The 21,011-nt window shown below is 41.1% G+C and carries 22 protein-coding genes; 11 read left to right on the forward strand and 11 right to left on the reverse strand.

Annotated elements, in window-relative coordinates:
- The first annotated feature begins 44 nt into the window (after nt 1–44).
- Nucleotides 45–1,043, forward strand: coding sequence for a glucosamine-6-phosphate deaminase NagB-II (nagB-II, locus tag FNT16_RS04450; protein ID WP_143870414.1), 999 nt, complete (start codon nt 45–47; stop codon nt 1,041–1,043).
- Nucleotides 1,044–1,111: 68 nt separating this feature from the next.
- Complete coding sequence (locus FNT16_RS04455; protein ID WP_143870415.1) at nt 1,112–1,774, forward strand: PDC sensor domain-containing protein; 663 nt, start codon at nt 1,112–1,114, stop codon at nt 1,772–1,774.
- Between the two features lie 277 nt (nt 1,775–2,051).
- On the opposite strand, the gene FNT16_RS04460 is transcribed toward FNT16_RS04455, so the two are convergent.
- The 4 genes from FNT16_RS04460 to radC all read right to left on the reverse strand — a co-directional run bounded on the left by FNT16_RS04460 (nt 2,052) and on the right by radC (nt 3,874).
- Complete coding sequence (locus FNT16_RS04460) at nt 2,052–2,537, reverse strand: hypothetical protein (protein WP_143870416.1); 486 nt, start codon at nt 2,535–2,537, stop codon at nt 2,052–2,054.
- A gap of 124 nt (nt 2,538–2,661) precedes the next feature.
- Entirely contained in the window at nt 2,662–2,817 is a 156-nt protein-coding gene (gene rpmG / locus FNT16_RS04465; protein ID WP_016956430.1) for a 50S ribosomal protein L33, read from the reverse strand.
- Nucleotides 2,818–2,827: 10 nt separating this feature from the next.
- Entirely contained in the window at nt 2,828–3,064 is a 237-nt protein-coding gene (gene rpmB, locus FNT16_RS04470; RefSeq protein WP_143870417.1) for a 50S ribosomal protein L28, read from the reverse strand.
- A 135-nt stretch (nt 3,065–3,199) separates the two neighbouring features.
- The gene (gene radC / locus FNT16_RS04475; RefSeq protein WP_143870418.1) at nt 3,200–3,874 is read right to left on the reverse strand and encodes a RadC family protein; all 675 of its coding nucleotides are present in this window, start codon (nt 3,872–3,874) and stop codon (nt 3,200–3,202) included.
- 100 nt (nt 3,875–3,974) lie between these two features.
- Between radC and coaBC the strand changes: the two genes are divergently transcribed.
- The 3 genes from coaBC to FNT16_RS04490 are packed head-to-tail and all read left to right on the forward strand — an operon-like array spanning nt 3,975 to nt 6,746.
- Complete coding sequence (coaBC, locus tag FNT16_RS04480; protein ID WP_143870419.1) at nt 3,975–5,192, forward strand: bifunctional phosphopantothenoylcysteine decarboxylase/phosphopantothenate--cysteine ligase CoaBC; 1,218 nt, start codon at nt 3,975–3,977, stop codon at nt 5,190–5,192.
- On the forward strand, nt 5,164–5,754 hold the full coding sequence (gene slmA, locus FNT16_RS04485) for a nucleoid occlusion factor SlmA (RefSeq protein ID WP_143870420.1): 591 nt from the start codon (nt 5,164–5,166) through the stop codon (nt 5,752–5,754). Before coaBC ends, slmA begins: the two co-directional genes overlap by 29 nt.
- Complete coding sequence (locus tag FNT16_RS04490) at nt 5,721–6,746, forward strand: WD40 repeat domain-containing protein (protein WP_143870421.1); 1,026 nt, start codon at nt 5,721–5,723, stop codon at nt 6,744–6,746. Before slmA ends, FNT16_RS04490 begins: the two co-directional genes overlap by 34 nt.
- Here the strand turns inward: FNT16_RS04490 and FNT16_RS04495 are convergent.
- Nucleotides 6,731–7,648, reverse strand: a complete 918-nt coding sequence (locus FNT16_RS04495; RefSeq protein ID WP_143870422.1) for a Dyp-type peroxidase — start codon at nt 7,646–7,648, stop codon at nt 6,731–6,733. The two genes, FNT16_RS04490 and FNT16_RS04495, sit on opposite strands and share 16 nt — an antisense overlap.
- A 237-nt stretch (nt 7,649–7,885) precedes the next feature.
- On the opposite strand from FNT16_RS04495, the gene FNT16_RS04500 reads away from it, so the two are divergent.
- The 5 genes from FNT16_RS04500 to FNT16_RS04515 all read left to right on the forward strand — a co-directional run bounded on the left by FNT16_RS04500 (nt 7,886) and on the right by FNT16_RS04515 (nt 12,175).
- A complete protein-coding gene (locus FNT16_RS04500; protein ID WP_143870423.1) occupies nt 7,886–8,611 on the forward strand; it encodes a porin family protein in 726 nt (241 codons plus the stop codon).
- Between the two features lie 135 nt (nt 8,612–8,746).
- Entirely contained in the window at nt 8,747–10,288 is a 1,542-nt protein-coding gene (locus tag FNT16_RS04505) for a hypothetical protein (RefSeq protein WP_143870424.1), read from the forward strand.
- Between the two features lie 81 nt (nt 10,289–10,369).
- Nucleotides 10,370–10,546 carry a hypothetical protein gene (locus FNT16_RS20335; RefSeq protein WP_185976691.1) on the forward strand — a complete coding sequence of 59 codons (177 nt, stop codon included), beginning with the start codon at nt 10,370–10,372 and terminating at the stop codon, nt 10,544–10,546.
- Between the two features lie 87 nt (nt 10,547–10,633).
- Complete coding sequence (locus FNT16_RS04510) at nt 10,634–11,272, forward strand: fused MFS/spermidine synthase (RefSeq protein WP_143870425.1); 639 nt, start codon at nt 10,634–10,636, stop codon at nt 11,270–11,272.
- Between the two features lie 9 nt (nt 11,273–11,281).
- Nucleotides 11,282–12,175: a spermidine synthase gene (locus tag FNT16_RS04515; protein ID WP_143870426.1), complete on the forward strand. Its 894-nt coding sequence runs from the start codon at nt 11,282–11,284 to the stop codon at nt 12,173–12,175.
- Between the two features lie 7 nt (nt 12,176–12,182).
- On the opposite strand, the gene FNT16_RS04520 is transcribed toward FNT16_RS04515, so the two are convergent.
- The 6 genes from FNT16_RS04520 to FNT16_RS04545 form a co-directional block, all read right to left on the reverse strand.
- Nucleotides 12,183–12,647 carry an EVE domain-containing protein gene (locus tag FNT16_RS04520; RefSeq protein WP_143870427.1) on the reverse strand — a complete coding sequence of 155 codons (465 nt, stop codon included), beginning with the start codon at nt 12,645–12,647 and terminating at the stop codon, nt 12,183–12,185.
- Nucleotides 12,648–12,811: 164 nt separating this feature from the next.
- Nucleotides 12,812–15,928, reverse strand: a complete 3,117-nt coding sequence (locus FNT16_RS04525) for an error-prone DNA polymerase (RefSeq protein ID WP_143870428.1) — start codon at nt 15,926–15,928, stop codon at nt 12,812–12,814.
- A 10-nt stretch (nt 15,929–15,938) separates the two neighbouring features.
- A complete protein-coding gene (locus FNT16_RS04530; RefSeq protein ID WP_143870429.1) occupies nt 15,939–17,348 on the reverse strand; it encodes a Y-family DNA polymerase in 1,410 nt (469 codons plus the stop codon).
- Between the two features lie 13 nt (nt 17,349–17,361).
- Entirely contained in the window at nt 17,362–18,060 is a 699-nt protein-coding gene (imuA, locus tag FNT16_RS04535) for a translesion DNA synthesis-associated protein ImuA (RefSeq protein ID WP_143870430.1), read from the reverse strand.
- Between the two features lie 88 nt (nt 18,061–18,148).
- Nucleotides 18,149–18,856, reverse strand: coding sequence for a sulfite exporter TauE/SafE family protein (locus FNT16_RS04540; RefSeq protein WP_143870431.1), 708 nt, complete (start codon nt 18,854–18,856; stop codon nt 18,149–18,151).
- A gap of 128 nt (nt 18,857–18,984) precedes the next feature.
- The gene (locus tag FNT16_RS04545; protein WP_143870432.1) at nt 18,985–19,617 is read right to left on the reverse strand and encodes an RpiB/LacA/LacB family sugar-phosphate isomerase; all 633 of its coding nucleotides are present in this window, start codon (nt 19,615–19,617) and stop codon (nt 18,985–18,987) included.
- 252 nt (nt 19,618–19,869) lie between these two features.
- On the opposite strand from FNT16_RS04545, the gene FNT16_RS04550 reads away from it, so the two are divergent.
- Nucleotides 19,870–20,976 (forward strand): polysaccharide lyase family 7 protein, encoded by a 1,107-nt coding sequence (locus FNT16_RS04550; RefSeq protein WP_143870433.1) that lies wholly within the window; start codon nt 19,870–19,872, stop codon nt 20,974–20,976.
- The last annotated feature ends 35 nt before the right edge of the window (nt 20,977–21,011 follow it).

Here is a 21,011-nt window from a genome sequence, read left to right on the forward strand (position 1 = left end):
ATCTGTATACTGCACTGGAATTATCAAACGACCCGAGCTACAAAATGACATACTCTCTGCTATCAGACGAAGCTAAAGAAGCACCCGCTAGAATCGCCGAACAGTTAGAAGAAAACGAACATACGATAGAAAAACTGGGTTCGCATTTAAAAATCATGCAACCAAGATTTATCTATATGGTCGGCCGAGGGTCTTCAGATCACGCCAGTGGTTATGCAAAATACTTATTTGAAACAGAAACCGGCGTACCTGTTGTTGGTGCCGCACCATCTGTAACCAGTATTTATGGGCAAAAGTTAAACTTAGAAAAATCACTGGTGCTCGTCGTCTCACAATCTGGTAGAAGCCCAGATGTATTGCAGCAAGCCAAAATGGCACGTGATGCCGGCGCCTTTGTCGTGGCCATTGTGAATGATGAAAACTCGCCGTTGGCCGAAATGATTGATGTTGTACTCCCTTTGAAGGCGGGGGAACAAAATGCAGTAGGTGCAACCAAAACTTTTTTGACAACATTGTCAGCCTTATTGCAATTAGCGGCTACCTGGTCACACAACAAAGCGCTTAAAAAACAAATAATGCAATTGCCAGAATATTTGCAACAAGCGATTGATGCTCCGCCGTTATTATTACCAGAAGACTTTAAAGATACGCAAAACTGCGCGATCTTAGGTCGCGGTTTCGGTTTTTCGGTTGCAAAAGAAATAGCCATGAAGCTCAAAGGCTTGTGTGGTATTCACGCAGAGCCTTTTAGTACGGCTGAGTTTCTGCATGGCGCGGTTGGTTTAGTTGAACATAAAATTAAAATTTTCAATACCATAGTCCATGATGAGTCATATGCCTCCCATATGGAACAAATCGCACACTTTGAAAAAAATAATATTGCAGTACGACATATTCAACAAAAATTAAAAGATATACCACCTCGCCTACAACCTCTGGCATTAATGCAACGCTTTTATTTAGATTTAACCCCACTGGCAGAATCACGCGGCATAGATATCAACAATCCACCGGGTTTACAAAAAATTACGCAAACCGTCTAAAGTAATTTGCAGCGCTGAACAAAACAGCCTAAATTTAATATACTTTATACATTTATTTGGTATCACCAGTGTTTAAAAGCCATTTATTAACGGCAATACTGACCAGTATCATAACCTGCTTTACAGTTTATTCTCTTGCTGACCCTGTCAAACGCCTCAGTCGAAACTATACACAAGCAATAGTAGATGCCCACATTCGACTTTTATACCGTTTAGGGCATTCTGAAGCGGTAATAACAGCACTGAATGATCGATTCTATAACCCATTTACTTTGGATGAAATATTAGCAAAAGATAAACAATGGCATAACTCAGTTGAATTGCAAACTCAAATAACGCAAAACCCTATTGCGCAAGAAATGGCTCAATTGGTTGCTTCAACGCAATATAGCATTGCCGAAATTATGTTAGTCGACCTTAATGGCGCGTTAGTCGCCGCATATCCAACTACAACAGATTTTTGGCAAGGGGATGAAGACAAATTCCAACGCGCGATCACCAACAGTAAGTTTTATATCAGCCCAGCAAAGTGGGATGAGAGTACACAGGACTACTCGTTTTTTGTCGCAATGGCTATTTATCGTGGTGCAGAGAAATTAGGTGCACTCATTGCCGGCTTAAATGTAACAGAAGAGTATATGTTGAGTATGGGATTGGAAAGGTTGTTAGAGCTTAGACAACAAGAAAGCAGTACGCCAAAAGAAACCGACGCGATAGAAGAAAAGCCTTAGGGCGTGTTTATCTTTGTTTATAATTTGAGCTGAGAGAAAAAATGGTCTTAGGCAAGGCAGAAATAATGAAGTCTAGTCATCTAAATAAGTTATTTCTAACGCTGCATAAGACCATTTTGGCCTCAGCCCGAAGGGCAATGGCTATTTTAACCCTTAACGGCATTAGAATTCGTTTATTTAGAATGACTAAACCCCACTCATTCTGCTTTGTTAATGATTAAAATAGCCTATTGCTCAAAAATAATACAAAGATAAACACGCCCTAAGGCACCCTCAATTAGTTTTCTAACGGACGACTCAGATACACCAATTCAGAAAAACGCGATTCATCGACTTGTAGTAGATTGTCCGGTGTTTTCAGAAAACTACCCGAAGGCAAATTAAACCATTGAATAACATACCCTTGGGGTGAATCTGCAAACCAAAATACAATCACTGCATCAGGTAAATAGGGTTGTAAAAAATTATCGTCTTGAGCGACAACGGTTGCAGACAGCGCCTGCCATGCTTGTACTACATTTTGTGCTTGCAGCGGAATATGTTCAGCCGCCACGATTCGCCAATCACGACCCACTCGCTCAATTGAATACCCCGGAAAATCAATGGTTAATATATGCTGATTTGCTGGAAGCACTGCTATATTTTGCTTATCACTTGCCGCTTGCTGGCCAAAGTTCATATGCAAACCGTTGAACAGAAAGATCATAATCAATGATGCAAAAATAAGTACATTGTTCCAACCCGCACGTGACAGCCTAATCACAAATAACCTCTAAAGTTTAGGACGTATTATAACGCTAAAAGCATGGATACTTTAAACTTAGCAAATTTCAGGCATAAAAAAACCCGGTAAACCGGGTTTTCTCTGAACACATCAACAAATCAGCTTACTTAATTTTAGCTTCTTTGAAAACAACGTGTTTACGAACAACCGGATCAAACTTTTTAATTTCAAATTTGCCAGGCATGTTCTTTTTGTTCTTGTCGGTAGTGTAGAAAAACCCAGTACCGGCACTAGAAACCAATCGAATTTTATCGCGCATAATGGCTTCCTTATAGTTTGATTCCGCGTGAGCGGATATCTGCTAAAACTGCGTCAATACCATTTTTGTCAATGATACGCATACCTTTAGTGGATACACGCAGTTTGACGAAACGGTTTTCACTCGCTACCCAAAAACGGTGCGATTGTAAGTTTGGTAAAAAACGACGTTTAGTCGCATTGTTCGCGTGTGAACGGTGGTTACCGACTACAGGCGTTTTACCAGTAACTTGGCATACTTTAGACATTGCTGTGTCTCCAAATACTGTGTTTAAGGCTTGCTGACCTTAAACAAAATAGTTTGCGTACCCTGATTCAAGAGGGCGCATTTTATACATGACTGAGTACATTTAGTCAATCTATTTTATTAAAATTGCTGAAAATTAAAGCAAGCCCATCTCTGCAAAAGAGACGGGTTCCGCTTCGCCAACAATAAAATGATCGAGCACACGTATATCAACCAACGCCAAAGCCTGTGTTAAACGTTGCGTAATCTGTTTATCGGCCTGACTCGGCTCAGCAATACCAGAAGGGTGATTATGGGCAAATATAAGTGCAGCCGCTTTTTTCTGCAATGCTTTTTCAACAACTACTCTAGGGTAAACAGACGCCCCATCGATTGTTCCATAAAACAGCGTTTCAAATTCAATTACTCTATGCTGATTGTCTAAAAATAGACAAGCAAACACTTCGTTAGAAAGATCCCGTAAACAAGCTTTTAAATAATTACGGACCGCTTCAACTGAAGTTAAGGCATCCCCTTTTTTCATCGTTTCAGCTAAGTAACGCTTAGTCATTTCAACGCAAGCCTGTAGCTGACAATATTTGGCAGCCCCTAATCCTTTACCTAAGCTAAATTCGTCTTGAGAAGCGCCTAATAACGCACGTAAACTACCAAACTCATTGAGCAAGTGTCTGGCTAAATCAACAGCCGATAATCCGACCACACCTGTACGCAGAAAGATAGCTAATAACTCAGCGTCGGTTAACGCATCTGCACCTAAGTTAATTAATTTTTCACGAGGTTGTTGCTCGGCAGGCCAATCTTTAATACTCATATCATTTCCTTTACCCTGATAAATTCCTATCCCGACTAATGCATTCTGCATCAATCAAGAGTATAGTTAATACTTACTAATTAGCAACACGCCTGAGAACATGGTGAGCATTCTTTCAAATAAAAAAATTCTATTGGGTATCAGTGGTGGGATCGCAGCATATAAGAGCGCCATTTTAGCGCGTAGGCTGGTCGAACAAGGTGCGCAAGTGCGTGTCGTTATGACACCTGCAGCGCAGCAGTTTATTACGCCGTTAACGATGCAAGCAGTCTCTGGCACCCCTGTCGCCAGTGATTTACTTGATCCTAATGCTGAGGCCGCTATGGGGCATATTGAACTCGCTAAATGGGCTGATTTAATACTCATCGCGCCTGCCAGCGCAGATATCATCGCACGCTTAGCGCAAGGTCTGGCAAATGACCTACTGTCAACTTTATGTTTAGCCAGCAGCGCACCTGTTGTGTTGGCACCTGCAATGAATCAACAAATGTGGGCCGCACCGGCAACGCAAAGAAACATTGAAACGGTAAAACAAGATGGCCGCTTTATTATTGGCCCAGCCAGTGGTGAACAAGCCTGTGGTGACGTGGGATTAGGCAGAATGTTGGAAGCGGAAGACATTGTCGAACAATTACCCGCATTATTTTTACCACAAGTGATGACCGGTAAAAAAGTCGTTATCACCGCCGGACCGACTCAAGAAGCGATCGATCCTGTACGATATATCAGCAACCACAGCTCAGGGAAAATGGGCTACGCATTGGCCCACGCCGCCCAGTTATTAGGCGCTCAGGTTACCCTAATCAGTGGACCTTGTGCATTAAAAACGCCGTTAGGTATTACCAAAATAGCCGTCAAAAGTGCACAGCAAATGCTGCAAGCGGCTGAACGTTATAGCCCAAATTGTGATGTATTTATTGCTTGCGCGGCCGTTGCCGACTACAAGGTCAGTCAGGTAGCAGATCAAAAAATCAAAAAACATCAACATCAGATAAGCTTGCAATTAGAGCGAAACCCAGACGTTTTAGCCACCATAGCGCAACAAATTGAAAAACCATTTTGTGTCGGTTTTGCAGCCGAAACACAAGATGTCGCAAACTATGCGAAAGATAAAATGCAGCGCAAAAATCTGGACATGATAGTGGCGAACGATGTCTCACAACAAAACATTGGTTTTAACAGTGAAGAAAACGCAGTAACCGTTTTTTGGCCTAACGGAGAACAAAACTTTCCGACCATGCACAAACTGCAACTTGCCATTCAACTTATACAATTAGTAGCAAAACATTATGAATACAAAAAAAGTCAGCAATCGTAAGCAGGAAATCCTGCAAGCTCTTGCTAACATGCTAGAGACAAACCCAGGTGAACGAATTACCACGGCTCGGTTGGCAGAAGCAGTAGGCGTTACTGAGGCTGCGTTATATCGACATTTTCCAAGTAAAGCACGCATGTTTGAAGGTCTGCTAGACTTTGTAGAAGATACGATTTTTAGTCGCATCAATAAAATTATCGAAGAAGACAAACAATCACTCGTTCGTTGCACAAAAATTTCTCAATTAATTTTATTGTTTGCAGAAAAAAACCCAGGGATCTCACGTTTATTGAGCGGGGATGCATTGATGGGTGAACAACAGCGGCTGCGCAGTCGGGTAAATACCTTGTTTGAGCGAATCGAAACGCAATATAAACAAATATTACGTGAACGTCCGATGCGTGAAGGTAAAGAATTACCCTGTGGCGAAACCGTTATCGCCAAACTTTTAACCAGTTGGGTTGAAGGACAAATCAGGCAATTTGTCCGCAGTGATTTTAGTCATCTGCCATCACAACATTTGAGTCAACAATGGCACTTATTACAAAAGTCGATATTCGGCTAACCATACAAAAAACGCATAACCAGCTGAGAAATTACTTCTCAGCTTTGCTTGCTTTAATTTTATTGGCAGCATGCACAGATGCGCCAACAGAAATAAACCGTATCGAGCAAACGGATAACGGCGCATACGCCGCTGATTTATCACAAGCCGGAATATATTCAGTGATGAGTACCCAACAAGGTGTCAGCTTGTGGGACCTGGATAAAAATCTTCCAAAGTTTGTATGGCAACATAAACCCAATCAACAAAACCGAGTCCATATCACCAAAATCAGTGATGATAGTCGATTTGTATTAACCGCCGAAAGCAATCAATTTGCTATATGGAACCTTCAAACAGGCGCGAACCGAGGCTTTTATCAAGTTGAAGCGTCACAAATTATGGTTGCCGATTTAGCCAATGGTGGAGAAAAAGTTGCACTGGGTTTAATGGATGGGCGCGTACTGTTTATCAACCTGCAAACCGGCAGAAGATTAGAGTTTTTAGCACACTCAGAGCGTATCAGCGCGCTCGATATTACACCAAACGGCCACTATGTGTTGTCAGGCAGCTATGATGGCTCTGCCTACCTATGGCACACACAAAGCGCTCAAATCACACGGGATCTGTCCTTACAAGGACGAATCAGTCAGTTAGCGCTCGATAATAAAGCACGTTATGCATTCACCGCCAACAGTACTAACCAATCGATCATCTGGGATCTAACAACAGGTCAGCAACACAGCAAACTGCGCTATATCGCACGCCAGCAAATCTTTACCCAAGTAAAGTTTTCGCACAATGGCAAACTGTTGGCTACCGGTGCGCCCAATCAGAAAATTAAAATATGGTCGGTAGACAATGGACAGCCAATAGCAGAATGGCATATTACCAGCGATCATTTTGCGGCAACCGTACTAGACTTTGCATTTACCCTAAACGATCAGCAGCTAACCGCCAGCACCAGTTTTGGGCTGTTGCAAACCTGGGATATCAGTCAGCTAATATACTGACGTAAAAAATCAACTGAAGGGGCGAAAAATGCAGCACCTGTTTCCGCTCGCGTGTAATCCAATAACCTATCGTAGTGATGCTGGTCTTCACCACATATCATGCTTTTTAATAATAAGGTAAATAACCGTGGACTGCGTGCGCAAGATATAAAAAATTGCCCTTGAATGCGCATTGTGCCATACGGCATGCTTTGCCTTAAAATTTCAACTACTTGTCCTTCTTCATCTACCACTTTAGTACGTCTGCAATGAGAAAATGCCGGTTGATGACGGTTTTTTAACTCAAAATCATCTGCTTTATCACGGCCAATTATATTTTCCTGAACCTTGTTTGGCAGTTCATTCCATTGCTCCATCGCATGCCGGTAACGTTGAATATGGACATAACTCCCACCGGCAAATTCAGGATCTTCATCCCCCACCAGCGCAACCGCTTTACGCTTTGCACCGTGAGGGTTAGAAGAACCGTCAATAAATCCCATTAAATCCCGCCCGTCCAAGTACCTAAACCCTTTAACTTGCTCAGCTAAATGAATCGAATCGCCAAACAAATTACATACCTGTGTCCCAACTAAATGATTAACATCGCTGCGATCTGAGCGGATGTGAATAAAAATATCAAAGGGGGTATGTGGGGCTCGACGGTTAGCGAATTCCATAGCTGGGAAGTCCTGCAGAAACTTAGGTCTTGCAGCAGGAAAAAGTTGGTCCCAATATCCAGAACCAATGGCAATAAATGCACTCAATTCAGCTTCAGAATATTCATCTGAGTATTGATTAATCATACCTTGAAAACACGCAATGTGCTGACGGATTTCATTTTCAAAACCATCCACCGCATTAAACATTAGGTACAAACTATGTAGATTAGCCTCAGCTAATAAACCGCGTTGGAAACGCATCCAGCAACACTCCGCGACAAAGACAAACAAAAAAATTAATAAAATCACGACTGTGCGTAAAATTAACACATTGACAAAATATATTACTGAACAGAGGATAATTACAAACTTATTCGAGAAAAAAGCGTTTTTTAGTTATTAAAACAACCTTTAACAATAAAAAATTTGTAATGAAGATACATTAAATTGTCAAACTGGGTATAATTTCGACATATAAAAAATACAAATACGAGCAACATGAAAAAAACACAGCTTACCAGATTAGCCAGTATCGCAATGATTTCATGCACATTATCAACAAACAGCTTGGCGATTGGCTGGCACCACGGCATCAGTGTCGGATTATCTAAATATCAAGGCGACTTAACACTTGCAGTGCAAGACAATCAAGGTCAGCAAAGTCGCTTTGAAGACGAGCTGTCAAATCAATCCAGCAAAGAAAACTTATTAACTTTGCTCGGCGTAGAGGGATACTCAATTAGCCGCAAGTGGGCGGTCAGTTACCAGATCAACCAATTTGATCTCTCATCTGATAATCAAGAGCACGTAAAATACCAAGCATTGAATGCTAATTTTGATATGGCGCGTAGTTTATTGGCCTTTAACAATGGCATCAACGCCTATGGACTGTTAGGCATTGAATATTTAAAACATGAGTTAAACGACAAAAATAATGATATCAAGTTTGAAAACGACAAATGGTTGCCTTACGCCGGAATCCGTTTAGATGTACCTATTACTCGGAGTTTCGCGACTCATCTAAAAGCCAAAAGTGATTTTACCCAAGATTCAGATAGCCAAAGCATACAAATAGCCGCTAATTATCGATTAGATTTTCATAGCAGTGTAATGCTGTCATACGAAGTGCAGAAAATAAAATTAAAGCGACAAACAGAACAACAAACGACTGAACTTAACTTGGATAATAACCGAATCTCACTACGCTGGTATTTTATTTGGTGACGCGCTTTCAACAAAATAGCGTCAAGAAAAATTTTAACCTAATATTCATTACAAGTAGTCCATTTATTTATTACTAACGAGCAGGCATGTGGTTTAACGAGATTATTTTAACTAATGCTATTGGACAGTAAAAAGGTGCCATCAAAAGGCAGTCTTACCTATCAAACAGAACGGTTATCCAAAATTCCTTCTATGGCGAGTGCTATTTCCAAAAAAATTGCTAAATTCAGACAGGACTACAATAAGCTGGTAGACGATGCAAAAGTTTTCTTTACCGAATATCAAAACCAACAGGCGAAAATAGCGCAACTTAATAAACTAAAACAAGCGTACAAACAACAAATTGATGTTATCGAAAATTACCGTCAAAAACATGGAAAACTACCGAGAATAAAAAATCAGGATTCAACTGAAAATTACCTTAAACAACTCTGTACTCTGCACCAAAAAACCGGCAATGAACTGAAAGACCTTGAACTGACGATCAGAAATGCGAACAGTTTACGTTATGAAATGTTAGATCACTTAGTGGATCAAATGTTAGATTTACTCAATGGACGCAAAATATTTAGCCAGTTTTTAGGGACAATAGCCCTATCGGCCCCCTCGCCGGATGACAAGGTGCGGCATATTCAAAACGAAAAAAATAAACCTATCTTTATTACCGCCTTGACTATCGCTTTTTTTGAAGCGCTTAGACGTCAAAACAAAATATCGCACCCTTATGTCAAAGTAAAACTGCATGAGATATTTGCCGATGGCGATCATGCAAAATACAGTTTAATGGCCGACTCACAAACCGAGAGCCAAACCATGCCAGCGGGCATAAAAATGCATTATCGCGAAGAAATATTAAAACCATTGGCGAAAGCCTCTTTACTGCAATCGATAGGTGTTCATAGCCCTGAAGTCGACACTATTTTAGGCAAAGACAAATACCGCGTGTTAGAAAATGAAACGCGCAATGAATTAGTTAAAGTGCAACGAGAAAAGTCTATCGACTATATCAAGTTAGGCATTGGCATTGTACATCAGCGTTTTGATACAAAAGAACAACGCGACAAATATCTAAAGTTCGAAAGTAAAATACTGTCTTTTATCCTATATATAGAAAATTCACTTTCTAATTCAAACGATTCTTTAGGTGATGCGCTGCGCATTCCAATGGTTTACACCTCAATTATTCTGTCAACCAAACCCGAGTTTGATTATCAGCAAATTTATCAGGCCTATGACATTTTACAAAATGGCGCACATGCACAGGCTTACCGCAGTGATTATGTTGCTATCTTTTTGCAGATGGTCGGTCGTTTCCCGTTAGGTTCTGGCATTTATTTTGTGCAGCACGAAACGGGGGAAATAGAGCGGGCAATTGTTTCTTCACTCTATCCGTCTAACGTTGATGAACCGATTTGTAAACAAGTCACGCGGCGCCAATTACAGTTTATCAGCCAGGCTGAGATTATTGTTTCGCAAGAAAGTAACTTATTTTTTGCCAAAAGCCGTGAGATAAGCCATTACACTGAAAACTATTTACGCACTAAATTGCCAAACGGATATATCTGGAATGCCGCCGAATTATGGGAAGTTCAAATACCGGCTTTAAATTTTTGGAAAAAAGATGGTTCAGTAAAGTACAATGCCTTCTACCAAAGTTTAGGGGATAAGCATGATTAGAAAAATACTGGTATGACTTGCCAGAATATGACTTAATGTATACTTGAACCGCAGTCAATTAACTTTAAAGATCTTAACAATATGAACGCAAAAAAAGAGCCACCTGTTCCTTTAGTTAAAACCTGGTATCAACTGTTAATGCAGCAGGATGATCCTGAGCTTAAAGAGCATGGTAAAAACATGCTCATTTCAGCTTTTGGTGACATTCAAACCGCAGCTCAATTTATAAAAAAACATGGTATAGATAAAGCGCGGTAAATACAGCGCTTGCTTCAATCTTGTTCTTGCCCCAGCAAAGTTAGACCTGTATCTTAAGACAAAGTTAATTCTCTGTTTAAGAAATATATGTATAAATTTGCAATTACTTTACTGGCATTTTGTGCTGGTTTTTCCATCATGTCGTTTGAACTGTTGGGTGGACGCATGCTAGCGCCTTATTTTGGCAGCAGCGTTTATGTATGGGGCAGCATCATTACAGTATTTATGCTGGCACTGTCGATAGGCTATTTGTGCGGCGGACGCTTGTCTTTATATCAGCCCAGCCTAAAGAAGTTTGCGGCTATTTTTATGACCGCTGCAATCGCTTTACTCCCCAGCATTTTTTATTCACAAGTTATTTTTGAATTTGTATTTCAAATAATTGAAGATCCCAGATACGGCTCTTTGCTGGCAGCCTCTTGTGTATTTTTAGTGCCCAGTGTGGTCATGGGGATGATAGCCCCCTACTCAGTCAGGCTATTAACTGTGTGCGCACAATCATCCGGTCAAACGGCTGGCTTTTTATATTTTGTTTCGACCTTGGGCAGTGCCATTGGCACTATCATGACCTCGTTTTATCTAGTGCTCTGGTTAGAAGTGAACCAAATACTCTGGTTAACCTTTTCAATATTATTTACCGCCGGTTTGCTTGCATTGCTGATCGATCAAATTAACGTAAAACAGCAGCAAACTGATTTTAATGCACCAACCGCACAACAAAATTAACTAAACTTTATGAAACTAAATAAATTGCTTTTTGCCACGCTGTCTCTGCTATTGCCAACCAGCATAAGCCCGCTGGTTAATGCGCAAGAAATTGAAAAATCCCGTTCGATTTACCGCAATGTCGTAATAACAGAAAACAATAAAATACGCTGCATGCGCTTTGAAACCAGACGCAAAAAAGTCAGTAATCAAGCCTGTATGGATATCAACGCACCGGATAGAATTGTGTTTGAATATGCACAAGGCACATTAGCGGGTTTTGCGCATAACCCAACGCCAAAACGTGTACTGATTTTAGGTTTAGGTGGGGGCACTTTGTCTAATGTTATTAATCAGATATCTCCGAAGACAGAAGTTACTTCAGTCGATATCGACCCTGTCGTGGTCAAAATGGCCAAAAAATATTTTGCCTATCAGGAAAGCCCTAAAGTTAAAACGGAAATCAAAGACGCGCGGGTTTATGTGAAACGCGCTTTGCTGAATAAACAGCAGTTTGACTGGATAATTTTAGATGCATTTAATGGCGACTATATTCCTGAACACTTAATGACGCAGGAATTTTTACAAGAAATCAAAGCATTGCTCAGTGACAATGGTTTAGTAACGGCCAATACCTTTAGCACCAGTGAGTTATACGACTATGAATCAGCGACTTACCACAGTGTATTTGGCAAGCTATACCAGTTTAAAGCACCGACAAAAGGTAACCGCTTAATTTTTGCCTGTAATTGCGACGAGTTTAATTTTAACCTGACGCAACCTGATATCTTGCAGACAAAGTTAGAAAAATATCAGGTTGATTGGCAAAAAATTACCCGCTATATAACAGATAAAATAGACTGGGATACAAACAGTGAAGTTTTAACCGATCAATATTCTCCGGCGAATTTATTAAACCGCTAATCTATTGTTATTTTGCAGCCTGTTGATACAAGATCGACCACTCATCTTTATCAACCGGCATAATAGACAATCTATGCCCTTTTTTAACTAAGCCTAAATGCTGTATTTCGGGCATTTGTTTAATGCTCTTAAGGGGTAAAACCTGTTTAAATTGCTGCTTGAATTTGACATCTACACAAAACCAACGCGGCTTCTCTGCGGTTGCTTTAACATCGTAATATTTAGATTCTGGATTAAATTGACTGGGATCAGGATAAGCTTCTTTAACCACTTCAGCGATGCCCGCAATCCCCACTAATTTGCAGCTGGAATGGTAAATAAATACATGATCACCCAGTTTAACCTGATCGCGCAAAAAATTGCGCGCCTGATAATTACGCACGCCATCCCAGGGTTCAGTTTGTGCAGGACGATTTTTTAGATCTTCAATACCGAATGTATCCGGCTCTGTTTTAAACAACCAATATGCCATATGGTTTAACCTAGTTTAATTTACAATCTGTTGATTTATGTCGATTTATATTGCTTATTATTACATAAGCGGCACTTAAGTGAGTCTATAAATAATGATACGCCCCCTGACACGAGCCGCAGCCTGCGGCACTAAGAGCAAAACTTATTATCCGTTACAAGGCTTTATTTAAAGTCCCGCGAACTTGTATTTAATTCAGCCAACTGGTGACTTAGATCCGTTAGTTTACCGGCAATAATATGAATCACTTCGCCTTCTCGCTCTAATATGCCATGCACTTTTAATATTTTAGCTGACAAAAATGCTTTTTTTTGCGCACGGGAAGTCGCCGACCAAACAACCACATTAATATTACCGGTATCATCTTCTAATGTGATAAATGTCACTCCCGCCGCCGTGCCGGGTGATTGTTTTCCGGTGACCACACCAATCACCTGCACGATTGATTTATGTGCCTGATGGATTAAATCCTGCATACGGGTAAAGCGCCCCAACAAGCCAGCTTGCGCCAATAAAGTAATAGGATGCTTGTGTAACGTCAGCCCGGTTGCGGCATAATCTTCGTTTAAATTATCTATCTCTGAAGGTTGAAACAAATAAGTTTGCGCATTTTCTTGCACTGTCTTTAACGCCTGCTTATTTGGCATCTGGAATAACGGCAATTCATCTTCTTGGTCCATCAAACGCCAACGACTTTGATAACGGTTACCGGCAATACGGTAAAATGCATCCGCACTGGCCAGTTTTTGCATATCATCGGCACGCAGCGCCAATGTTTTTATTTCGGTTAAACAGGTAAATCCGCCTGCGGGCCGCTGCGCCACAATTTGTTGTATTGCATTATCAGACAAACCTTTCACTAAACGAAAGCCCAGCTGTATACCCGCTTGCCCGTTTTCAAATACCACAGTATGTTGTTGAGTCGATAAATTAATACAGACAGGTTTAATCGGCACCTGATGCCTTTTAGCATCCTGCACCAACTGCGAAGCGCTATAAAAACCCATCGGCAAACTGTTTAGCAAACTACAATAAAAAACCGCCGGATAATAATATTTTAGCCATGCAGAAACATACGCCAACACCGCAAAAGATGCAGAATGGCTTTCTGGGAAACCATATTCACCAAAGCCACAGATTTGTTGAAAAATACGCTCTGCAAATTCACTTTGATAACCCCGCGCCAACATGCCATTGATCAACTTAGATTTAAATTTGATCAACTCGCCTGTTTTTTTCCAATTGGCCATCGCCCGCCTTAACTGATCGGCCTCCCCGCCACTAAACCCGGCGGCCACCATCGCAAGCTTAATCACCTGCTCTTGAAAAATAGGCACACCTAAGGTTCTTGCTAATACTTGTTTAACTTCATCTGACGGATAGTCAATTTTTTCTTCGGCATTTCGTCTTTTTAAAAACGGATGCACCATATCGCCCTGAATAGGGCCGGGCCGCACTATCGCTATCTGGATCACTAAATCATAATAACAGGCCGGTTTAAGGCGCGGCAGCATACTCATTTGTGCACGCGACTCAATCTGAAAAACGCCAATGGTATCGGCTTTTTGGATCATCCGGTAAACCTTAGGATCATCTTGTAAAGCAGTAATATCCGCAATGCTTAATGTTTTTTGGTATAAATCTTTAATCAAAGAAAAACACTTACGAATAGCACTTAACATACCCAGCGCCAATACATCAACTTTTAATAAACCTAACGATTCTAAATCGTCTTTATCCCATTGAATAACGGTGCGCTCAGGCATTGCTGCATTTTCTATCGGCACTAACTCATATAAAGGCCCTGATGAAATAATAAATCCTCCGACATGCTGTGAAAGATGACGTGGAAAACCCAAGATTTCATTCACAAGTGCAATAAATTGTTGTCCTGTATTGGAATCGGGTTGTAACCCCAACTCAACAATTTGCGCTTGCCAGTTGAGTCCTTTATCGCGCCGGTTCAGATTTTTGATAAAAAACTCTAATTGTGTCAGCTCGATTCCTAACGCTTTGCCCACATCTCGGATCGCACTTTTTAATCGGTAAGTAATAACAGTTGCAGCAATTGCGGTGCGTTCACGACCATATTTTTGATAAATGTACTGAATCACCTCTTCCCGTCTTTCATGTTCAAAATCAACATCAATATCGGGTGGTTCGTTACGCTCTTTACTGATAAAGCGTTCAAATAAAACGGAAATTTGCCGCGGATCAACAGAGGTAATCTCTAAACAATAACAGACCACTGAATTTGCGGCTGAGCCCCGCCCCTGATACAAAATTCCCTGTCGTTTTGCAAACATCACAACATCATGAATGGTTAAAAAGTAAAACGCATAATTGAGTTCATCAATCAGTGCCAGCTCCTTATCAATCGTTAACTGAATATCAGCCGGAATACCTTGTGGAAAACGAAATTGAATGCCTTTTTGTACCAACTTTTTTAAATAAGCCATAGGAGAATCACCGGTTGGCACTAACTCAGCTGGATATTCATAGCGCAATTCATCTAAATTGAACCGGCATTGTTGGGCTATCAGCACAGACTCCAACAACCATTGTGCTTTAAATAATTTTTGTAACTTTTGTTTAGAACGTAATGAAGCTTCCGTATTCGATAATAATTCAGTGCCCAATTCAGCAACACTTTTTCCTTGTTTAATCGCGCTTAACAAATGCTGTAACGGTTGCCGTGCGGCCGAATGCATTAACACACCACCACAAGCAACAATTTTAAGCGCAAACATCTCTGCCAAGTGGCTGATATGCTGTTGGTAAGATTTATCTTTATCGGTTAAATGGCGTACATAAGCTAACCATAAACGGGACGCATGATATTTTTTAAGCCAGCGCGCCCAATATTCATCTTGTTGTAAATGCCCGCTGGGTCGCCACAGCACAAAACAATGTTTAACCGACATTAAATCCCATTCAGCCAACTGGTAATGCCCTTTTTCACTGCGTCGCCGTGCATTAGTGATGATCCGGCATAATTCAGCATAGGCCTGACGGTTTGGGCATAACAAAATCACTTGGGGTTGCTCTGCACTCGCATCGATTGCCGGTGTTAAATAAAACATGCTGCCGACAATCAACTTAATCGCCAGTTGCTGATTTTTAATAGCGCTATGCGCGCGAACTACACCCGCAACAGAACACTCATCGGTTATCGCCAGCGAGTGATATGCCAAAAATTCCGCTTGATAAATCAGCTCTTCCGGATGTGATGCACCTTGTAAAAACGAAAAGTTGCTTTGGCAAAACAGTTCAGCATACATTCGCTTTTACCTAACTAAACAAACCGTGCACATACCAATTTTGTTGTGGTGTACGGTATATCCACAACCAGCGGCCTTGTTCAGTGCGGGCAATAAAATAATCACGAATCACCACATGTTGATCCCACCAGCCGGTATTAATACGCTCAGGGCCATGTAAGATCTCTACTTTTTCATGCAGCGGCTGGGCTTGTGCCAATAAAAAAGAGGGTCTTAATGCCGGCACGAGCTTGTGCTCATAACCCTTAGGTGTGACAGAGAAATCTGGGGGGCACAAACGGCTACAAAGCTCGGGTCGATGATCATCAACCAGTTGCAACTGTGTAACCTGTTTATCGCCTAATTTAGCTTGTAGCTGAGCAATTAACTCTTGTGGGCTCATGCTATTTTGCTGGCCGGCAAACAAATCATTACGCTCAAAAGCATGGTTAATCAGTGATTGGGCTTCTAACGTTAATGCCACAACCGGCGCATTTAAACGCACAGACTCAAGAGTGAGCTTACTTAATGCCAGCCATTTATCGGCACTGGCTTCTCCTTGGCCGGCCGTGACTTTAACAAATTGACTCGCCTCATCTCGCAAATGTAACTCTATCAACAGAGTCTGAGCCAGCTTACCGCGCAAATTTAAAAAACGCTGTAATAACACATATATTTTGTAAAGTGGTTTGTCTAATACAGACACATTACTGACTTCAAACAACAATTCTAAGTGGTGTTTAAACTGTTCTGGCGGGTGATAAAATTCTAATACTTGTTTGAGTTGGCCATTTAACTGCCCGACAAAAGTCACTAACTCAATATCAAAACGCTTGGCAATATCAGGCAGTGCCAATTGTAATAAGTCGCCTACTTTGTGAATGCCAATTCGCTTGAGCTTATCCTGCAATTTAACACTGAGCGGGGTTTTACTTAAATCACATAAGGCAATCTGCTTTTGGATCACGCTTGCATCATCTGTTAACTGATTAATAGCATGTCCGGCCAATAATTTAGCTGCGGATGGTGAATAAGCAAACGCATACTGATAACCAACCTGCACACGCTGTAAAGCATCTTGTAAAGTCTGCCAAAAATGCGTCACGCTGGTATACAAGCTCAGCATATGGCTCACCCGAATAAACAAACCATTTGGCGGATCTAAAGCAATATCTGCGGTAAACAAATACAACCATTGTGCAATACGCTGCAAACGCTGTTTTTCAAGCTTTTGATCGTACGGGAAAACCTGTAAATCAGCGCATAATGCCGCGGCAGATCCTAACCCCATGCCAATGCGAATGCCTTGTTGGCGGGCTTCTTTATTCACTTGCAACAATTCGCCTTTTTGACGATTCACAATCGCTACTGGATAGTGCCCGTCGCAAAACAGACTATCCAACTGCAAAGCCGGAAAATGCACATATAACCATAAAACCATCAGCCAATTTCCATCATATTATTTCTCGCGCAAACGGAAATTCAATAACGTTATGCAATGCTTGTTTTAAGGTATTTTGTTTCACCAATTCAGGCCAATGCGCTTGCATATTGATAGCAAAATATTCAGAAGGCCAGGCATATCTGCGTTTGTTCACTTTGGCCAGTAAACCAGACTCATTTGCCTTTAACGACAAACTTAAATCAAAAGGTAAAGAAATGCTTTCTGTGCGTTGCTGGCGCAGGATAAAGGTTCGACTATTACCTTTTTCACAAGCCAGTTGCAGTCGTTTTATTTGGTGGACATCCAATGCTTTGTGCGGCCACATCAAAACCGAACAACAGCATCCGCTTTTTAAACACAATTCAGCCGCCCATAAAATTTCCTGTTGTGTCGTCGGCTGAATAAACAACACTTTATTTAAATCAAACCCTTGCTTAACCAGCATTTGCGCATTCACGCATGCCGGGGCGGCAATAAAAATCCAGAACTTCTGCTGCGTATTTTGCTTAAGCAGTGAAGGAAGCAATAAGCGCAGCTCACCTATTGCGATATCTGATAAAATTTCAATCACGCCGGTTGCAGCAAAACCACCCTCTAATTGGCTATCGAGCTCATGGTAACCCGAACTAGAGGTTGTAATTTGCGGCTTTTTATATGCGCCATGCCAAACAAGCTGCTTGTTTTCTAAATATTCAATAAGCTTATTCATAGTTATTTACCCGACACACAAAAACACTGTACAAATAAACAGTATAATTATTTTTACGTTTCGCGCAAGCTAACTCAAAAAAGCAAGATTAAATATATTTAGCCAATAGCATTAAGCTGGAAACAGAACTTAACAGCAACACCCCATAGCGGATAATATGCGCCGGTATTTTATTGGCAATCAAGCGAGAAGAATAAAAACCAACAAAAACGCCGGGCAAGGTCATTGCGGATAGTTTAATTTCTGCCCAGCCAAATTTTCCAATGACAGCTAATGCAACCAATGCAATCATGCTAGAAGCAATGAAGAAAATTGAAATATTGCCGCGAATTTCTTTCGGTTTTAAATTTTGCCAAAGCAAAGCTATCGGGGGGCCGCCAATCGCGGTGATCGTACCGGATAAAGCTGAAAAGAAGCCCGCCAGTAAGCCAGTAAACGGGTTAATTGGAATGTTTAAACGCATACAGGACAAAATAATGAGTAACAACAAAAGCGATGCAAAAACCAGCGCAAATAAGCGATCATCTATCCCAAATAACAAACTGGCTGCGGCAGCGCTGCCAACAACTGTTCCGATAATAGGCCAGCTTAAAATAGATTTATCAATCGCTTCTTTATTGTCACGCGCAATAATGCAGCATAAAAAAATAGAATTTAAAATCATAGGCGCTGGGATCATGGCAGGCTCAACCATAAAAATAAGCGGTGCACTTAACACACCTAAACCAAAACCGACAATGCCCTGGACAAACGCGCCAGCAAATAACAACAGATTAATCAATAAAATATCGAACAAACGGCCCCCAAAAAACAGGTAAGAGATGATGTACAGGTGAAAGGTGTAATTTTATCACAAAAGGAAGTTGAAGGCGTGTAAAACAAACAAGGGTGGAAAATAACCACCCGTGCCTGACAAGATAAAAATTATAAACGGGCTTTAACAAATTCAGCTATTTTTTCATCCTGGCAATGTGCAAAGAAACATTCTTGAAAACGCTCACCACCAATCGCAGTTTGCACTAAATCAGCATCTAATGCCTCTAGTGCTGTCAAATAATCTTTTGCAACCGCTTGTTTAACCTGCGCAAGAATACCTGCATTTTCAACTTGCGAAGCTTTACGCTCTGGCGGATACCCCTGCCCTTTAACACCGGTAAAGGCTTTTTCGAAAATATATTTAATATTAAGCTCAGCCCCCCAACCAAAACCTTTGGCAAAAGGTAAAGCCAACGCATTACCGTTATTTATTTGCGCAAACAAATAAGCATCTGATGGATCAATACAATAACCGCACGTTACCCCCGGATATGCATTTAAACTCATTAATGCCCCTTGGCCAGTACCACAACCTGATACCACAAAATCGACCGCGCCAGAATTTAATAACAAACTGGCCATAATACCTAAATGAATATAAGTTAATCTATGGTCATTATCACCATTCATACCGACATTAAATACGCTGTGGCCTTGCTCTTTTGCGACATTTTCAAGTTGCTCTAAAACAACTGGATTTTTGGCAGCCTGACTAAATTCATTCATTAGTGCAATTTTCATACAAACTCCTCTCAGAATAACCCTGCTTTTAACAATCAAAAATACTCAATAACAACTTCATATTGCCACTATCAATCATATTAGTCAAAAGTGTCAGACAGAAGTTACAAAAAATAACGCACACAGACGACGGGATAAGCAAAAGCGTCTAACCAATAAACCTGTATTACACAAAACAACAAAAGTGTAAGATTGATTTTAAAAAATTGTATGCTATATTTTTGTTACCAAGTGCTAACACAGATGATTTATATGAAAAAGTATCCCCTTTCAAAACTTGCTTTATATTCTGCCGTATTACCCATTTCACTGGCCTTAACCTCATGTGCGAATAATGGCAGTGACAGCGGTGCAGCTGACAATCAGACAAATAGCCTAGTGCCGGCCAATCAGTTTGATCTAAACCATTGGAAAATTACATTACCCATGGATGCTGACAAAAACGGTAAAATAGATGAAATCGATGTTAAAGAAATTCAGAATTATTACCACCCAGACTATTTTTATTTAGATGAAAATGGCGGTATGGTTTTCGCAGCACCAAACAAAGCGATAACAACAGCGACATCAAGTAATACACGTAGTGAATTGCGCCAAATGGTCCGCGGCACCAATAAAAAAATTAAAACCAAATACCCTGGCAATAACTTTTCCCTAGCGGCTCATCCGTTAGCTAAACGTTTCGGCTCAGTCGGTGGTAAATTAGAAGCCACACTCAAAGTAGACCATGTTGCACGCAGAGCGGGCTATCCAGATAAGCCACCGGCATACTCTGTGGTCGTCGGCCAAATTCACGCGGGTAAAGACAAAGCTCTGATTGCAAAAGAATTAGGTTTTGGCTGGGGTAATGAACCGATTAAAGTGTATTACAAAAAATGGCCTAATCATGATAAAGGCTCAGTTTTTTGGAACTACGAGCGCAATTTACCTAAAGAAGATAAAAACCGCACCGACATCGCGTATCCGGTTTGGGGTAACGTATGGGACAACCCAGCCGATCCGGGTGATGCAGGTATCGCGCTAGGTGAAGAATTCAGCTACACCATCAATGTACACGAAAGTACAATGCATCTGACGTTTACCGCAAAAGGTAAACCAACGGTTAAGTATTCAATTAACTTAGCCAACAATGTTGATGCATATGGCAACGTAGACGAGCATGATCATCCACTGGGTTATGCAGGTGACTGGCACTACTTTAAAGCCGGTGCGTATAACCAATGTAGCACCAAAGATGCAAAAGGCGGCTGGTATACTGCATGTCCGGGCACAGGTGATTGGGAGACAGACAAAAAGAATGGCGACTATACCCAAGTCACCTTCACACGCTTAAAACTCAGCCCGTCTACACCTGAGTAAACAACTTCACCTCTAAGCGAGATACCTTAAATGGG

It is taken from the genome of Catenovulum sediminis, assembly GCF_007289895.1.
Classification (GTDB): domain Bacteria; phylum Pseudomonadota; class Gammaproteobacteria; order Enterobacterales; family Alteromonadaceae; genus Catenovulum; species Catenovulum sediminis.